At 64.4% G+C, this 16717-nt stretch carries 12 protein-coding genes and 1 tRNA gene; 6 read left to right on the top strand and 7 right to left on the bottom strand.

The window, feature by feature from the left end; translation table 11 throughout:
- The first annotated feature begins 3 nt into the window (after window positions 1-3).
- From ACFE8X_RS00065 to ACFE8X_RS00055, 3 genes are all read left to right on the top strand, one after another.
- Window positions 4-3384, top strand: coding sequence for a hypothetical protein (locus ACFE8X_RS00065; protein WP_375449392.1), 3381 nt, complete (start codon window positions 4-6; stop codon window positions 3382-3384).
- A gap of 78 nt (window positions 3385-3462) precedes the next feature.
- A complete protein-coding gene (locus tag ACFE8X_RS00060; RefSeq protein WP_375449391.1) occupies window positions 3463-4593 on the top strand; it encodes a helix-turn-helix transcriptional regulator in 1131 nt (376 codons plus the stop codon).
- 343 nt (window positions 4594-4936) lie between these two features.
- The gene (locus tag ACFE8X_RS00055) at window positions 4937-5674 is read left to right on the top strand and encodes a LuxR C-terminal-related transcriptional regulator (protein WP_375449390.1); all 738 of its coding nucleotides are present in this window, start codon (window positions 4937-4939) and stop codon (window positions 5672-5674) included.
- Between the two features lie 406 nt (window positions 5675-6080).
- Here ACFE8X_RS00055 and ACFE8X_RS00050 read toward each other — a convergent pair.
- Window positions 6081-6154: transfer RNA gene (locus tag ACFE8X_RS00050), tRNA-Gln, on the bottom strand.
- Between the two features lie 392 nt (window positions 6155-6546).
- On the opposite strand from ACFE8X_RS00050, the gene ACFE8X_RS00045 reads away from it, so the two are divergent.
- On the top strand, window positions 6547-7740 hold the full coding sequence (locus tag ACFE8X_RS00045; RefSeq protein WP_375449389.1) for a Ppx/GppA phosphatase family protein: 1194 nt from the start codon (window positions 6547-6549) through the stop codon (window positions 7738-7740).
- Window positions 7733-8470, top strand: coding sequence for an RlmE family RNA methyltransferase (locus ACFE8X_RS00040; RefSeq protein ID WP_375449388.1), 738 nt, complete (start codon window positions 7733-7735; stop codon window positions 8468-8470). Before ACFE8X_RS00045 ends, ACFE8X_RS00040 begins: the two co-directional genes overlap by 8 nt.
- A gap of 30 nt (window positions 8471-8500) precedes the next feature.
- Here ACFE8X_RS00040 and ACFE8X_RS00035 read toward each other — a convergent pair whose 3' ends face one another.
- The 5 genes from ACFE8X_RS00035 to ACFE8X_RS00015 all read right to left on the bottom strand — a co-directional run bounded on the left by ACFE8X_RS00035 (window position 8501) and on the right by ACFE8X_RS00015 (window position 13767).
- On the bottom strand, window positions 8501-9088 hold the full coding sequence (locus ACFE8X_RS00035; protein WP_375449387.1) for a Crp/Fnr family transcriptional regulator: 588 nt from the start codon (window positions 9086-9088) through the stop codon (window positions 8501-8503).
- Window positions 9085-10047 (bottom strand): NAD-dependent epimerase/dehydratase family protein, encoded by a 963-nt coding sequence (locus ACFE8X_RS00030; RefSeq protein WP_375449386.1) that lies wholly within the window; start codon window positions 10045-10047, stop codon window positions 9085-9087. The genes ACFE8X_RS00035 and ACFE8X_RS00030 overlap by 4 nt, the downstream gene beginning before the upstream one ends.
- 34 nt (window positions 10048-10081) lie before the next feature.
- Complete coding sequence (locus ACFE8X_RS00025) at window positions 10082-10810, bottom strand: hypothetical protein (protein WP_375449385.1); 729 nt, start codon at window positions 10808-10810, stop codon at window positions 10082-10084.
- A 105-nt stretch (window positions 10811-10915) separates the two neighbouring features.
- Window positions 10916-12367 carry an MDR family MFS transporter gene (locus ACFE8X_RS00020; protein ID WP_375449384.1) on the bottom strand — a complete coding sequence of 484 codons (1452 nt, stop codon included), beginning with the start codon at window positions 12365-12367 and terminating at the stop codon, window positions 10916-10918.
- Between the two features lie 5 nt (window positions 12368-12372).
- On the bottom strand, window positions 12373-13767 hold the full coding sequence (locus ACFE8X_RS00015; RefSeq protein WP_375449383.1) for an MFS transporter: 1395 nt from the start codon (window positions 13765-13767) through the stop codon (window positions 12373-12375).
- Between the two features lie 311 nt (window positions 13768-14078).
- Here ACFE8X_RS00015 and guaB point away from each other — a divergent pair, with 311 nt between their 5' ends.
- Entirely contained in the window at window positions 14079-15581 is a 1503-nt protein-coding gene (gene guaB, locus ACFE8X_RS00010; RefSeq protein ID WP_375449382.1) for an IMP dehydrogenase, read from the top strand.
- Between the two features lie 136 nt (window positions 15582-15717).
- On the opposite strand, the gene ACFE8X_RS00005 is transcribed toward guaB, so the two are convergent.
- Complete coding sequence (locus ACFE8X_RS00005) at window positions 15718-16059, bottom strand: DUF3140 domain-containing protein (RefSeq protein WP_375449846.1); 342 nt, start codon at window positions 16057-16059, stop codon at window positions 15718-15720.
- Window positions 16060-16717 lie beyond the last annotated feature (658 nt).

Here is a 16717-nt window from a genome sequence, read left to right as displayed (position 1 = left end):
CCCATGCCCGCGATGCTTCGCCACCTGACCCTGTTGCTGCTGACGCTGGCCGCATTGCTGGCGGCCAGTCCGGCATGGGCCAAGGCGGGCATAACCTCGATCTGGCAGCCCGGATATAACCAGCTCGAAGTGTTCTGGATCGACGGCACCGGAGCGGTCAATGTCGTCTGGAAGGGCGCCGACGGCTACTGGCACCAACCCCAGGCCATCACCACGAGCGGCTGGGGCATTCCCGGGTCGGAACTGAAGGCGCTGTGGTCGGTGCAGAACGACCAGCTCGAAGTGTTCTGGGTCGATGGCGCGGGGGCGCTGTCGGTGGTCTGGAAGGATCACAACGGGGACTGGCACAGCCCGGCTAAATTGACCGGCAGGGGCTTTGCCAAGGCAGGCTCGCCCCTGACGGGGTTCTGGCAGCCTGTCGTGCATCAGCTGCACGTCTTCGGCATTACCGAGGATGGCGCGGTTTCGATGATCTACAAGGTCAACAATGGCAGGTGGAATGCTCCGGCCCGCATGACCCGGCCGGGGGTCGCCGTTCCGGGGAGTCAGCCCGCTGCCGTTTACCAGTCGACCGGCGAGCAGAGCCAACTGTTTTACAGCGCTCCCAATGGCACGATTTGGCTGACCTGGAAGGGTTCCAACGGATCCTGGACCACGCCGGTTGCCATTACCGAGCCCGGCACCGCTGCGACTGGCGCCTGGCTGGACGCCATCTACTATCGTTCGGCAGGTGCCGGAGCACCCAAGTTCGAACAGGCCGAAGTGTTCTTCACCAATCCGCGTGGGGCGGCCATGGTCGCCTGGAAGGTTGGCGGGGATATCTATCATTGGCGAACGGCGACGATCAGTTCTGACGGCTACGCGCCCCCCGGCGCCCCGGTCAGCGCGGCCATTATGCCGCTCGCCAACCACCTGGAGACCTTTGCCATCGGCCCGGATGGCAAGGTCAACGATGTCTACAAGTTCCAGAACGGCAACTGGCATGGGATACTGCCGACGACGGGCGCGGGCGCCGCGCCTGCAGGCAATACGCTGAGCGCCACCTTGCTCCCCAATCCCGCGCAGCTCGAAGTGTTCTATCAGGACGCGCAGGGCGCCATCTGGGTGGCCTGGAAAAAGGGCAACGGGTCCTGGGAGGCGCCCCAGCCGCTGACCGCGGCCAATGGCAAGACCCGGATCAACTACGATTACTGCATGGCCTATCGCAAGGACTGGTATGCGGGCCGCCGCCCCCTGGACGCGAATATGTCGCTCGATTGCCGCGGCTATTCCGCTGCCGTGTGCCGGCAGTGGCATCTGCGCGGCCCGATGGTCTATACCGCCATCGGCGGCGCCAATGCCATCATCCTGGGGGTCAGCCGCAACCGCAACCCGGACGGCAGCGAGTTCATCGACAAGGACGACTACAACCACATCTACGGCAATATCTGGTTCGGCGGCATTGCCGAGAAGCGCTATGCCAATGGCAAGATCCTGGGCGGCAGGTTCAATACCCGCACCGGGCATATCTTCTTCCAGACCCATCCCTGGAAGGACCACAACGGCGACGGTACCTATGGCATCGTCAAGTTCACCGCCGAACTGCTCGAAGTCTATCGCGACGGCCCGAGTGGCGGGCTGGTGGCGTCGATGCAGGGATCCTATTTCGGCGCGCGGGGCGAAGGCGGCGGCATGTGGTACGCCCCGTTCAACCAATATCCGGCACCGCTTTATTGCGAGGATGCCGACGTGCTGATCAAGCCGCCACCGCCGCCGCCGCCCAAGGTGTATATCCAGACCGGCAAGCCAGCCGATGCCATGCCGATCAAGGCCAATCCTGCACCGGGCGCCAGCTTCAACGGGCTGTGGGTGACCAGGGTACAGGGCGGGGTGACATACAATATGCTGTTGAAGCAGGACGCTGCCGGCAATGTCACCGGCGACTACGGCGCCGGCAAGATCAGCAGCGGCATGGTTATCGGCCGCGATCTGTATGCCGTGTGGACCCAGGGCGGGGTGAGCGGCACGGTGATGTTCCACCTGGCGCCGGATGCGAAGGCATTCGCCGGCATGTGGACACAGGGCAACCATGCCGTCAAACCGACCGCAGGCAATGTCAAAGGCAGTTGGGATGGGTATTCCAGCAGCGCTTTCACCAAGCCGGTGCAGAGCGGCACCTTTGACGGCAGTTTTGCCATGAGCCGCGCGGTTGGCGAGGCGACGCCGCTGACGATCAGGCTTCTCCCCGGTGGCAAGGTCACTGGCGCCTACAACAATGGCAGTCTGAGCGGGACTATCATCAGTTCCCCCGGGCGACCGACTGAACTGGCTTTGCAAATCCGCGACGGCTTGAATACCGGCAGCGGCAGCTTTTTCCTTTATCCCGACGGTAGGGGATTTTCGGGCTATTGGCACAATGGCTATGCAGGACTGAATGCCTGGAGCGGAACGTTAAACCCGGCCCCTGCGGCGCCCGCACCCCCGGTTATTCCGGCAACGCCTGCGGCCCCGGCCCCATCGCCCGCCCCGGTGGTTCCCGCCACGCCCCCCACACCGGCGGTTCCGGCGACCCCGGTGCAGCCCCTGCCGCCACCGCCACCGCCAGCACCCAAGGTCGTGATGCTGCCCCAGGGTCAGTGTCCGGCAGAGACCGCGGTGGTGCGCCAGCAGATCAATATCCGCGATGGCCTGACCCAGGATGGCAAGGGCGGCGACATCATCGGCAAGGCAGAGGGCAACAGCCGGATACAATGCCTGGCCTGTACCGATAGCTGGTGCCTGATCGCGGCCAACAATCCCCATGCCACGGTGTCGCGCGGCTACCTCGATTTCGAGCTGCCCCAGCCGGTGGCGCAGCCACCAGTGGTGCAACCGTCCATACCGCAACAACCCGCTGCCCAGCCCGAGCCGGCTGTCCCCCAACAACCAGCGCCACAGCCAGAGCCGCCGCAGCCGGCCCCAGTAGCACCGGCCGAACCCGAACCCCAACCCCAACCCGAACCGGCTGCGCTGGCCAGCTTTGCCGGCGACTGGTGGGTGCGCACCAGCACGGGCCTGGTGCAGCAGTTCCACATCGCCCAGCAGGGGGCGGTTGCAGGGGGGAACTACATCGACACCATGGGCAACGCATCCCAGTTCACCGGGCAAGTGAGCGGGAACACGCTGGTGCTGAACTGGCAGAGCGCCAACGGCTATGCCGGCGTGGGCACCTTCACCATGCGTGCCGATGGCAGCGGCTTTGCCGGCCAGTACGGGGTGCAGATGATCCCGCCGGTGAACCAGATGGCGATCTATGCCTCGGGCGGCACCTGGGAGAGCTTCATCCCCACCACATCCGAGGACCCCGACCCGGTCTATGGCGGATGCTCCGCATGTGGGCCGGATGTCTTCGTGGGGCCGAAGTAATCGAGAGTCATTCACCCCACACTTGACTTCGGTCCTCCGGCATAATTCCCTCGCACCAGGGAATGCCGGGGGGTGCCAATGTCCGACACGACGATCAACGACCTGGTGGGCTGCATCTACGATGCCGTGATCGAGCCCAGCCGATGGCCGGACGCCATCGAGGCGATCCGGGTGCATTATCAGTTCCAGCTAGCCATGCTTGGGATCATGAAACTGCCCACGATCGTGCCGTTGGTGCAGGTCTCGTGCAACGTACCGCAGCAATATGCCGAAAGCCTGCCGCATCTGACGATGCATATTCCCGAACTGTGGGGTGGCCCGGCGGTCTCGGCGCGCCTGCCGCTGGAGGAGCCTCTGCTCCACTCGCGCATGAGGGGCTTCGAGACCAAGGACCACAACCGCTACTACCTCGATTGGGTGCGCCCGCAGAACATCGTCGACCAGGTCGTGATCCTGATGGCCAATGACCGGACCATGAATGCGTCGCTGGGCATGGCCGTTCACGCCGACCGCAAGCCGGTCGACGATACTGAGCTTGACGAGTTGCGTATCCTGGCCCCGCACCTGCGCCGCGCGGTCATGATCAGCGACTTGCTCGACGCCTCGATCGAGGCGAATGCGACGCTGGAGGCGGCCTTTGACGCGATTGGCAGCGGCGTCGTCCTGGTTGATAAGGATCTGGGCATTCTTCACGCCAATACGGTCGCCACCCGGATGTTGGATCGCGAGGAGCCGATACGCTACCAGGCCGGACGCCTCGACATTACCCGCCCTTTGGTGCCCGGCCAGCTCGAGGATACCGTTCGGATCGCGGCATCCAATGAAGCCGGCATCGGCCGGCGCGGCCTCAGCCTCCCAGCACGCCGCGGCGATAATTCTCCAGTTGCGCTTCACGTCATGCCGCTCGAGCAACGCAGTGATCGGGCCGGGCTTCCCAATCGAGCGGCTGCAGCGGTGTTCATCGCCGATCCTGTCGTCGACAGCAATATCGGGGTCGACGCCGTATCGGCGCTCTATGGCCTGACGCCTGCCGAAGCGAAAGTGTTCGGGCATGTCGCCTCCGGACGGACCAGCACCGAAATCACCTTGGACCTGGGGATCGCGCCAAGTACGCTCAAGTCCCACCTGCTGCGCGTGTTCGACAAGACGGGCCGCCGCAACCGGGTTGATCTGGTTCGCCTTGCCGATCAGTTCAGCATTCCTGCCTAGGGTCTTGTACTTGGCGATTTGACTTCGCAACGTCTGGCTGCCTAAGTCGGACTGAATGTTCGGGCGGCGGTGACGGGCCAAGATGGACGCGATGCTCAATGGTTTGATCGGGCTGATTTACGGGGCGGCGGTCGATCCCCAATTGTGGCCGGTCACGCTCACGGCCCTTCGGCAACATTTCCATTGCGACAGCGCATCTCTGACAATCGGTCGGCCTGGCGACGAGCGGATGTTGGTGGCAATATGGCATGATCAAAGAGCCGGCGCAGCAGTCTCGTCAGCCTCTTCGCAAAGCCTGCGGGAAGCATCGGCGAACGAGTCTGAAGGCGGCAGCCAGACGCTCGTGCTCACGTTCGGCAATGCGGGAGCCGGCGCCACCTTGCGCCTCGCCAGCCAGTGCGGCTGGCAATCGATAGGCGAGGCCGAGCGTCATGCGCTTGGCCTGATCCAGCCGCATCTGAGCCGCGCTTTGGAGATCAGCCGGCTCATCGATGCGGCGACGACCACCAATGCGGCTCTGATGAGCGGGCTTGACGCAACGCCGCGAGGCGTGGTGCTGGTCGATGCAGCGCTGCGCATTCTTCATGCCAACCGCGCTGCGACCGACATGCTGCACCGCGGCGACGCGATCAGAAATCTTGGAGGAAGGCTCGATCTGGTGGCCAGCCAACCGTCCAGGCAACTGGCCGAGGCAGTCGCCAGGATCGGCCCCGGGCACCCCCGGGTGAGCCTATCGGCGTCACGCGCCGATGGCTCCGGCTTTGCCGTCCACGTGGTGCCGCTCGATAGTCGTATCGGCAGGGCCGGCGTCGCCTCGACAGGCGTGGCGGCGGTTTTCGTCGGTGATGCCGGCTTCCTGCCGCAGACAGTCAGCCAGGCAGTCGTGGCCATCTATGGCCTCACCCAGGCCGAGGGCCGCATCTACGAACGCGTCGTGGCCGGACGATCCAATCGCGAGATCGCCGGGGACCTTGGAATTGCCACCAGCACCATTCGCACGCACCTGGTTCGTATCTTCGACAAGGTTGGCCGCCACCGCCGCGCCGACCTTGTCCGCCTGGCCATGGAGTTGAAGGTGTAGCCCTCAAGAACCGCTGCCGACTTGGCGCTCGCATTGCCACCCCATCTCCGTCACCGCTGGCTTCGGCCTGCAACAGCGCCTTTCAGGCAATTTGTGGCTGGCCTGAGGGTGGATTTGGGGCCTAGGGCGGCATGAGCGGGACCGGCTCACATCTAGACCTGGGTTGAACAGACCTGTACTTTTCCAGCGCACGGCCTGGGTTGGCTGACCGCAATGGTCCAGCCTTCTGAGCGTCTTGCTGCATCACGCGTCACCGGCGATGCCCAAGGCTGGCATGAACCGCAGCGCCCTGCAATCCGCCGGTAGGCCAGCCAAGATTAGTAGTGCAAACCTGTCTAGGGCCGACGTGGGAAGCGATTACATCGCCTCGCAAATAATAAAGAAATTTCACGACTGTATAGATAATTGGCTGGGGAACCTGGATTCGAACCAAGATTGACGGAGTCAGAGTCCGCTGTTCTACCGTTGAACTATTCCCCAAAGCGCTGGTCTTCTGGCACTTGGGAAGCGGTGCGAAAGTTGGGCTTTCGGGGCGCTCGGTAGGGCGCTCTGTCGCTTCGGAGCGGCTTTTAGCACATTGGCTGTTGGGTTCAAGGGCCGTGGCGGCATTGCCCGATTATTTCCCGCCGCCTCGACAACGCCGAACGGGTAGGGCGCGCGCTGGCATCGTCCATGCAATGCACCAGGCGGGCGGGAGCGGCAAACGCCGGAAAGCCCGCGGCACAATGGAAGCCAGACGGCGCATCGGACGCCGGCAAAGCCAGCGATTGCGCAAAACCGTCCCGTGCTCTACCTTCATTCTCGACACGCAATGAAAATGTGTCGGGCGCGGCCGCTTAATCGGTCGGCGACCGCGCATGCAGGAGACTATCGTGACCGACAGTGATCGGTCCGCTGCCGCAATATCGTCTGCGCACGATGCGGCATTTCCTTCCCGGGATGGCGAACGCCGGCCGGGGCGAGGGGCAGGGGCAATCGAAGCCCTTGGTCCATCGCCGGAACAGCGGACGCCGACAGCGCCCACGCCCCACCGCAAGCATCGCGGCCCCGTTTATGCGGCGCTCGACCTTGGCACCAACAATTGCCGCCTGCTGATCGCGCGCCCCCATGACCATGGCTTTCGCGTGCTCGACGGCTTCACCCGCATCGTGCGGCTCGGCGAGGGCGTGTCCACCAGCGGCCGGCTGGGGGAGGCGGCCATGGAGCGCACCATGGAGGCGCTGCGCCAGTGCCGCAACAAGCTGCGCGAACACCAGCCGGCGCGAATGCGCCTGATCGCTACCGAGGCCTGCCGCGCCGCCCAAAACGGGCCGGCCTTCCTGGCCCGCGTCAAGAACGAGATCGGCCTCGATCTCGAAATCGTCGATCGCCGCACCGAGGCCGAACTGGCCGTCACCGGCTGCGCCGATCTGATCGATGCCAATGCCGCGGGCGCACTGATGTTCGATATCGGGGGCGGCTCGTCGGAGCTGGCCTGGCTCGATTTCCGCGGCGGCCGCCCCAAGTCGCAGGGGCGCATGCCCGCCTCGATCCGCTCCTGGCAGTCGCTGCCCGTGGGCGTGGTCTCGATCGCCGAAAAGTTCGGCGGTATCGATGTGACCCCGGCGGTGTTCGAGGCCATGGTCGCCCATGTGGCCGAACATCTGCGCCAGTTCCGCGGCCGCGAGAAACTGCGCCAGATGATCGCCACCCATCCCGTGCACCTGATCGGCACCTCGGGCACGGTGACCACCCTGGCCGGGCTGCATCTGGGGCTGGAGCGTTATGAGCGCCAGAAGGTCGATGGCCTCTGGATGAAGCGCGCCGAGGTCGACCAGACCATGCGCATCCTGCTGGCCATGCCGTTCGACCGCCGCGTTGCCCATCCCTGCATCGGCCGGGATCGTGCCGACCTGGTCCTGCCCGGCTGCGCCATTTTCGAGGCGATCCGCCGTGAATGGCCCACCGATCGCGTCCGCGTCGCCGATCGGGGCCTGCGCGAGGGCATCCTGATCTCGCTGATGGATGCCGACCGCGTGCAGGGCCGCGCGACGCGTTACCCGTTGCGGAGAAACGCCAATGGCTGAAAAATCGCTCGGCACCGGCGGCCGCAAGTCCGACAAGGATCTCAAGATCCGCGTCAAGTCGGCCAAGGGCCGCAAGGTCTCCTCCACCATGTGGCTGGAGCGCCAGCTCAACGATCCTTACGTTGCCCGCGCCCGCGCCGAAGGCCTGCGCTCTCGCGCGGCCTTCAAGATTCGCGAAATGGATGAAAAGCACCATCTGTTTCGCCGCGGCATGCGCATCGTCGATCTGGGCGCGGCACCTGGCGGCTGGTCGCAGATAGCCGCCAAAGCCATCGGCTCGACCGAAGCCAATCCGCTGATCGTCGCCATCGATTACCTGTTCGTTGATCCGATTCCGGGCGTCATCCTGCTGCAAAAGGATTTCACCGACGACGACGCCCCCCAGACGCTGATCGACGCCATGGGCGGCAAGAAGGTCGATCTGGTGATGTCCGACATGGCCTGGCCCACCACCGGCCATCGCCCGACTGACCATTTGCGCATCGTGCACCTGATCGAGATCGCCGCCGAATTCGCCATCGACGTGCTTGCCGAAAACGGCATGTTCGTCGCCAAGGTGTTCCAGGGCGGCACCGAGCATGAATTGCTGCACATGCTCAAGCGCCACTTCCGCACCACCGTCCATGCCAAGCCCAAATCCAGCCGCCAGGACTCCGCCGAAGCCTATCTCATCGCCAAGGGTTTCAGGAGCAATGTGGGCCGGGATGCAACAGACGCGAACGAACGCTGAGGCTTGTGGGCAGTGGATGCGGACGTCCGCCTAGCGCCGGGCGCGTATCCGGCTCAACGATTCGGGCGTGATCCCCAGATAGGACGCGATCACATATTGTGCCACCGCGTTGGCCACTTCGGGGCGCGCGGCGACGAACTGGCGATAGCGCTGTTCGGGACTGGTCATGAGCAAGGCCGCGCTGCGCCGTTGCGCTCCGGCCATGGCCTGCTCGACAACGCGCCGTCCGAACCGTTCCAGGGCGTGGTCCTCGTCATAGGCGCGCAGCAGGGCGGCGCGCGGGATCACCAGGATCGTGCTGCCGGCCAAGGCATCGATATTCTGCTGGGACGAAACCCCGCCCGTCAATGAAGCCACATCGGCGACCAGCATGCCGGTGCTGAAAAACTGGCCGGTATGCTCCAGCCCCTCCGCCAGATAATAATAGCGCACAATGCCCGAGCGCACGAAGAATAGGGCGTCGGCGACCTCGCCGGCGCGCGCCAGATGCTGGCCCTTGTCCAGGGTCCGAACCTGCACGGCCCCGGTCAATCGTTGCAGAGCCAACACGTCGGGCACGAGTGGCGCGGCGTGTTGGCGGATGACCGCAACCAGGTCCTGGGCCTGCTCGGGGGTCACTTTTGCTCCGGTCGGGGCGACGTTTGCGGACCAGTCAGGGTACGGGCAAGGGCTGCTTGCAGCGGCGTTGCATGATTGCCGAAGGCGGCAACATATTTGCTGTGGTCCACCAGGAATGGTTCCTCGAACTCATAGAGCATTTCGATACTCTCACGCACCGGTGGTACGAACAAGCCGATCACCTGGAGCTCCAGCCGGCCCATCCGCCGCACGCCGGCCGATGGCCGCCCGGCCGCCTGGAACGCCAGCTCGAAGAATTGCCTGGTGCTGACGGCCGGCGCATTGGGCACGTGCCAGACCTGTCCGAGCGCGCTGTCATTGGTCCCCAGCACCGCCATCGCCATGCCGAAATCGGCGATGAAGGTATAGGCGTGTGGCATGTCCGTGTTGCCCATGACTTCGGCAGGCTTGCCGGCGGTCACTGCTTTCATCGCCCGCGCGCCCACGGCCGAGCCTTCGACATGCGGACCGAAGAAATCGGCGGCTCGGGCCACCGCAACCGGCAGATTGCCCTTGTCGTGTTCGGCCATCAGCGTGCGGTGCATCTGGGCGCGGACGCGCCCCTTGGCGGTATTGGGGGCAAGCGGCATGTCTTCCCGAAACGGGGCTTTGCTTGGCCCGTAGCCATAAAGATTTTCCGCCACGATCAGCCGGGCACCGGCTCGTCGCGTCGCCGCGATCACGGCGTCCTGTAATGGGGCGAACTTCTCCACCCATTGGTGATAGGGCGGCTGGGCGCAAAAGTGCACGACCGATGCGCCGGTGAGCGCCGAGTGCGCGGCTGCAGGATCGAGCAGGTTCGCAGCGATCACGGTGGCACCTGCCGGCTCCTCGGTCATGCGACCCGATGTATTGATCAGCCGTACCGCCATCCCGCGCGCCAGCAGCGCTTCGGCAGTAGCCCGGGCGAGGGGCCCGGTGCCCAGAACGGCGTGTAAAGGTTTGGCAAGAGTGCTCATTTGCAAGCTTCCTTCGGTTTGTGCGGGTGAGCGATCAGGCAGCGTGCTGGCGACGCGATGCCCAGATGGCCATGGCGAGCAGGCTGAACTGCCAGACGATATTGCTCGCGGTCAGGGCCGGGCCCATGTCGATGCCGTATCCGCCCGGAATGGTCAGGAACAAGGCGGCCCCGGCAACGATCGCGAACCAGCCGATGACATTGCTGAACTTTTCGCGCGTCGCCAACACGGCGCTGCCGGCGACGATGGTCCATAGCCCGCCGAGCAGGCCCACGCCGACGATTTCGCCGATCCCCCCGGCCCAGGCATTGAGCATGTCGAAGACGACGCTGATCTGACCCTGGTCGGCGCCCGGCGTCATGAAGGCTTCCGCCAGCACCGGCATGGCGAACAGCCAACGGGTGATGCCGATGGTCTTGGCAATCGCGCTCAGAACCGCCAGGCCGATCAGTAGCGTCGCAGCGGCCCGCGACAGCTTCAGCCGGACGACCAGCGCCGCGCTGGCCGGAACCAGCAGCAGCGCCGCCAGCAGATACGCGCTATAGCCCAGCTGTATGGCGCCCAGATTGTCGAGGACCCGCGGCAGGGCGATGCTGGCCGGATCATCTAGGCTTGCCGGCCAGCCAACGGCGCTCGAGAGAATGAAGAACGTGGCCCACAACAAGGTAAATTGCCCGGCAAGCAGGCCTGCACTTAAGGTGTGCGAACCGGGTACGGACGGAGTACGGGCCGCAATGGCGGCCGAAGCGAGGGAAGTGGACACGGCGGGTCTCCTTTGATCGAAAAGGTCCGATAGTGGACCCTGCAATCATCGGTCGTGCCGCGCCTCGGCGCATTGACTTGGGGTAAGTTCGCGCGCGTCCGCCGGTTAATGGGCGTGCGGACGCGATGTCAGCTGATGCCCGGCATTGGCTGGCAACCGCAAAAACATCACCGTCGAAATCAGGCAGATCGCCGCCAGGATGAAAAAGGCGATGTGGAAGTCGGCCAGCACCAGCGCTCCGCCGCGCAAGGCCGTACTGGCCTCCAGGATACCGCCGCCCAGCGCCACGCCGAGCGCGATCGACAATTGCGTGGAGACCTGGGCGATCACATTGGCCTGTCCGGCGTCCTTGTCCTCGATATCGGCGAACACGAAGGCATTGCTGCCGGTCCAGAAGATCGATTGCCAGAACCCGACGAAAATCAGGATGCCGATGATCGCCAACACCGCCGTCTGCGGCGTATAGAGCCCCATAGCCAGAAGGCCGAATGCCGAAACTCCCGTTGCCAGCGTCAGTGACAGGCGGAACCCCATGCGCACGAACAGCCCGTTGGCCACGAACTTGGCGATGATCGCCCCGATGGCGCTGGCAAAGGTGATCATGCCTGATTCAAACGGGGTATAGCCGAAGCTGAGCTGCAGCATCAGCGGAAACAGAAACGGCGTTGCCCCTTGCCCCAGCCGGAAAAAGGTGCCCGCCACCACCGCGCTGCGAAACAATGGAAACCGCAGCAGCCGTACATCGAACAGCGGATATTCCGTTGCCAGCGCATGGCGGGTGTACCAAAAGCCGAGCACGAGGCCGATCACGGTCGCCACCACGCCGACCACCGGGGGCAGGGCCGGCAGGCTAATCACCGACGTGCCGAAGGCAAACAGTGCGAAGGCCGGCCCCGCCAGCGCAAATCCCTTGAAATCGATGCGCCGGGGCGCATTGCGGATCGTTTCGGGCAGGAACTTGCTGACCAGCGCAATCCCCAGGATGCCGATCGGCACATTGATCAGGAAAATCCAGTGCCAGCTGAGATAAGTGGTGAGAAATCCCCCGAAGGGTGGCCCCACGATCGGCCCCACCAGTCCGGGAATCGTCAGCCACGCCATGGCATTGACCAGGTCGTGCCGCGGCGTCGAGCGCACCAGCACCAGCCGCGCCACCGGCGTCATCAGCGCACCGCCCATGCCTTGCAAGAACCGCGCGCCCACGAAGGCGAACAGCGAGTTGGAAAACGCACAGGCGATCGAGCCCAGCACGAACACCGCCATCGCTACGCGGAACACATTGCGGGCCCCGAACCGGTCGGCCATCCACGAGCTGATGGGGATGAAGATGGCCAGCGCCACCAGATACGCCGTCAGCGCCAGCTTGAGCGAAATCGGATCGGTGTGGATGTCCTGGGCGATCGCGTTGAGCGAGGTGGCGATCACCGTGGAATCCATGTTTTCCATGAACAGCGCCGTGGCCAGGATGAGCGGCGTGATCCGCGATGCGCGGCTCGAAACCGGCGCCACCGCCTCGGTATTTTCGGTGATGGGCCGGTCCGGCAGGGAAATCGACATGATCGTCAGGCCTTCACGAGGCTGGGAACATTGTGCCCCGAAACATTGCTGCCCGCGTCGGCCGGCAAGAACAGATAGATGGAGCCGGCCAGGGCGCTGAGCCCGCCGACCACGAAAAACGCCACCTGGAAGTCGATCAGTCCTAGATCGCCGCCATGGAACAACCCGCTCAGCTCCAGGATCGCCCCGGCGATCGCCACACCCAGCGCGATGCTGATCTGCTGCGCCACCGCGACGATCGCGGTCGCCTGGCTGGCCTCTTCATTGTCGATATCGGCATAGCCCAGCGCATTGGAGCCGGTAAAGAACACCGAGCGCAAGACCCCGCCCACCAGCAGCACGCTCATCATGATCGGCACTGCCGTTTGCGCCGTGAACAGACCCTGTGCCGCGATCAGCAGCCCGCCCATGATCGCGGCAAAGCCCAGCACCCGCGGAAACCCGAACCGCGCGTAGACCCGCTCGGCAATGAATTTCGACGCAATGGCGCCGATCGCGGACACGAAGGTAATGCCGCCCGATTGCAGCGGGCTGAGCCCGAATCCCAGTTGCAGCATCAGCGGCAGCAGAAACGGCACCGCGCCCACCCCGATGCGAAACAGCGAGCCACCGGTAATTCCGCTGCGAAACAGCCGATGCCGCAGCAGCGTCGGGTCGAGCAGCGGAAAAGCCGTGCGCCGGGCATGCAGCAGGTAAAGGATCGCGGCGGTCACCCCGATCGCCAGCGTCAGATAGCCGTAGATGATCGGCAGGGCCGGAAGGCTCACCACCGACAGCCCGAACACCACGCCCGAAAACGCGAAACTTGCCAGGATAAACCCCACCACGTCGATCGGCCGCGGATTGCGCGCGTCCGGCACCTTGAGGAAAATCCCCGCGAGGATTATGCCCGCAATGCCGATCGGAATATTGATCCAGAAAATCCAATGCCAACTCAGATACGTGGTCAGAAAGCCGCCAAGCAGCGGCCCCGTCACCGGCCCGAGCAGCGCCGGCACTGTCAGCCATGCCACGGCCGATACCAGCTCGTTGCGCGGCGTCGACCGCACCAGCAGCAGCCGCCCCACCGGCGTCATCATTGAGGCGCCGATGCCCTGGAAAAACCGCGATACCACAAAGGTTTCCAGCGAAAACGAGAACGAGCACGCCAGCGATCCCATCATGAACACCAGGATCGCCAGCCGGAAAATGTTCTTGGCCCCGAACCGGTCCGCCATCCACCCGCTGATCGGAATGAAAATGGCCAGCGACACGAAATACGAGGTCAGCGCCAGCTTCAGCGAAATCGGCTCCGTGCCGATATCAGTGGCGATCGCCGGCAATGAGGTGGCGATTACGGTGGAGTCCATCTGTTCCATGAACAGAGCGACCGCCAGGATGAGAGGTGTAACGCGGATCACGAAGACAGACCGGGTGGGGAGAATCGAGGCGGTGACGCCAGCAGCGCCCGAAAACAACTATGAACCTAACCATCGCCCCTGCAAAGACCAAAAGCCTGCTTGTATGGTAGATTCCGCGGCGAGTTTAATCCAAATCCGCGAGCCCTCTGCCGCTGCAACCCAGCCACGCGGCACCCAGCGCCCCACCCACTATGCAAAGACTTGCCCCGGTGCTAATGACCCTCGCCAACCTGAGCCCGGCGACGAGTCTCCCGCCCGGTTCATGCATCCAACATTTCTGACCAGTTCAGAAGGCACGGAAGGGTCTGGCCTTGGCGAAGATCATCACCACAGTCACCGGCGATTACGCGCTGACCTTCGATGACGTGCTGCTTCAGCCCGCGCGCTCCGATGTCCTGCCCGGCGAAACCGATATCTCGACCTACGTCACCAAGGATATCGCTCTTAATCTACCCATCCTGAGTTCGGCGATGGACACCGTCACTGAGAGCGCCATGGCCATCGCCATGGCCCAGGCGGGCGGCATGGGCGTCATCCACAAGAACCTCACCGCCGAGCAGCAGGCCGAACAGGTCCGCCAGGTCAAGTCCTTCGAAAGCGGCATGGTGGTCAATCCGATCACCATCGGTCCCGACGCCACTCTGGCCGATGCGCTTTCTCTGATGCAGGTCAACCGCATCTCGGGCATTCCCGTCGTTGAAAATGGCGGCACCGGCGGCCGCGCCATCGGCAAGCTCGTCGGCATCCTCACCAATCGTGACGTCCGCTTCGCCTCCAGCCCCGGCCAGCGCATCGCCGAGCTGATGACGCACGAAAACCTCGTCACCGTCCGCGACGGCGTCTCCAAGGACGAAGCCAAGATGCTGCTGCACAAGCACCGCATCGAAAAGCTCCTCGTCATCGACAATGACTATCGCTGCGTCGGCCTGATCACGGTCAAGGACATCGAAAAAGCCCAGCTCAATCCTGACGCCGTCAAGGATGCCCATGGGCGCCTGCGCGTTGCTGCTGCCTCCACCGTCGGCGATCAGGGCTTTGAGCGTTCGCTGGCTTTGATCGACGCCGGCGTCGACCTCCTCGTCATCGACACCGCCCACGGCCATTCGGTGCGCGTCGCCGAGGCGGTCGAGCGCGTCAAGCGCGAAAGCAATTCCACGCGCATCGTCGCCGGCAACGTCGCCACCGCCGAAGCCACCAAGGCCCTCATTGACGCAGGCGCGGACTCCATCAAGGTCGGCATCGGCCCTGGCTCGATCTGTACAACCCGCATCGTCGCCGGCGTCGGCGTACCCCAGCTTGCCGCCGTCATGGCCTGCGCCGAGGAAGGCGCCAGGCAGGGCATTCCCGTCATCGCCGATGGCGGTATCAAGTTCTCCGGCGACATGGCCAAGGCCCTGGCCGGCGGCGCATCCTGCGTCATGGTCGGCTCGCTCCTGGCCGGCACCGACGAAAGCCCCGGCGAGGTCTATCTCTACCAAGGCCGCTCCTACAAATCCTACCGCGGCATGGGCTCGGTCGGCGCCATGGGCTCCGGCTCCGCCGACCGCTATTTCCAGCAGGACGTCCGCGACCAGATGAAGCTGGTCCCCGAAGGCATCGAAGGTCAGGTTCCCTACAAGGGCAATGCGGGCGCCGTGCTGCATCAATTGGCCGGGGGCCTGCGCGCCTCCATGGGCTATACCGGCGCCCACACGCTGCAGGACTTCCGCGACAACTCCGTTTTCGTCAAGATTTCCGGCGCCGCCCTCAGCGAAAGCCACGTCCACGACGTGACCATCACCCGCGAGGCACCCAACTACCGCAGCGGCCGCTAGGCTCTGTCTGCTCCTCCCCCTGCCAGGGGGACTGCAGAGCGTCCCGCAGGGCAAATCGCTCCGGTGGAGCGATTTGAGCGATAAAGGCCATGAGAGCTATGCTCGAATGGCAAGGGTGGGGGTTCGATGCTTCACGCTACTTCTGCGGATCGTGCCCCCAGTTCATCAGCGAGTAGCGCCAGGGCGTTTCGCTCACGTCGCCCTTGGGCCGCTGCGCCAGGTGCCGGTGCACATAGCCAACGACCTTGCGCATATGCTCATAGTCCTCGCTGGTCAGGTCGGCCTTCTTCTTGTGCTTGATCTCGATGATGCGGCGCCCCGAATGGTGCCCCACCGATTCCGTCCTATCGCGATCCTTGGGCCATCCCACCTTCTGGCTCTCGTCCGACTTGAGCCACGTCTCGATTTCCCCCGGCGCCATGTTCACCGCCTCGGCAAAATCCTTGCCGATCACCTCTTTCTCGCTCTCGTCCATCATCCCACTCCTGCTCACCGCTCTCTCCTAACGGCGCTGGCAAAAACTCGATCCACCGGGCCTTTGCCTTGCATCACGCCCCTCGCCACCCCCAACCTTCCCTTGCCTGTCACAACACTACCCGCCCCGGTCATACCGGCGCCGGCCGTACCCATCCCGAGATGCCGCCCCAGCAAGGTGGTCCAGTCAAGATTTTGCTTCCTTCACCTCGCCCCTCCGGGGAGAGGTCGGATCGCCACGCGATCCGGGTGAGGGGTACGATGCCGTGGCTCCATCACCACGCCTACCCCGCACTCTGTGTCATCCCGGCGCCGGCCGGTCCCCATCCCGAGATGCACCCCCAGCCGGAAGGTGTCCGTAACAACCCGACATCGTGGCTCCCTGCACCCCCACCCAACCTCCCCCTGGCAGGGGGGGGGGGAGCCGCCCGGTGGGTGGAACTGGGATCGAGACCCTGACCAAGTGATTGAACTGGATCGTGTCCCGCGAGTGGCGGGACCTCCTCCCCCTGCCAGGGGGAGGCCGGGTGGGGGTCCTCGTTCAGCCCCGATCCATCCCCTCTATCCCCCTTACCCCCACCCCCGATGCCCTGCGCTATTCTCCCCCTCACATCTCCCACACCAGGCGGGGCCGCGACGAACGGTCCGTGGGGAGCAGATGG

The sequence above is a fragment of the uncultured Devosia sp. genome (genome assembly GCF_964244875.1).
Lineage (GTDB): Bacteria > Pseudomonadota > Alphaproteobacteria > Rhizobiales > Devosiaceae > Devosia.
This window is presented reverse-complemented; position numbering and strand designations above follow the sequence as displayed.

What these genes read in the sequence shown, in the direction of transcription:
- ACFE8X_RS00065 (WP_375449392.1), top strand. Translation starts at nt 4, where the DNA reads ATGCCCGCGATGCTTCGCCACCTGACCCTGTTGCTGCTGACGCTGGCC.
- ACFE8X_RS00060 (WP_375449391.1), top strand. Translation starts at nt 3,463, where the DNA reads ATGTCCGACACGACGATCAACGACCTGGTGGGCTGCATCTACGATGCC.
- ACFE8X_RS00040 (WP_375449388.1), top strand. Translation starts at nt 7,733, where the DNA reads ATGGCTGAAAAATCGCTCGGCACCGGCGGCCGCAAGTCCGACAAGGAT.
- ACFE8X_RS00030 (WP_375449386.1), bottom strand. Translation starts at nt 10,047, where the DNA reads ATGAGCACTCTTGCCAAACCTTTACACGCCGTTCTGGGCACCGGGCCC.
- ACFE8X_RS00020 (WP_375449384.1), bottom strand. Translation starts at nt 12,367, where the DNA reads ATGTCGATTTCCCTGCCGGACCGGCCCATCACCGAAAATACCGAGGCG.
- ACFE8X_RS00005 (WP_375449846.1), bottom strand. Translation starts at nt 16,059, where the DNA reads ATGATGGACGAGAGCGAGAAAGAGGTGATCGGCAAGGATTTTGCCGAG.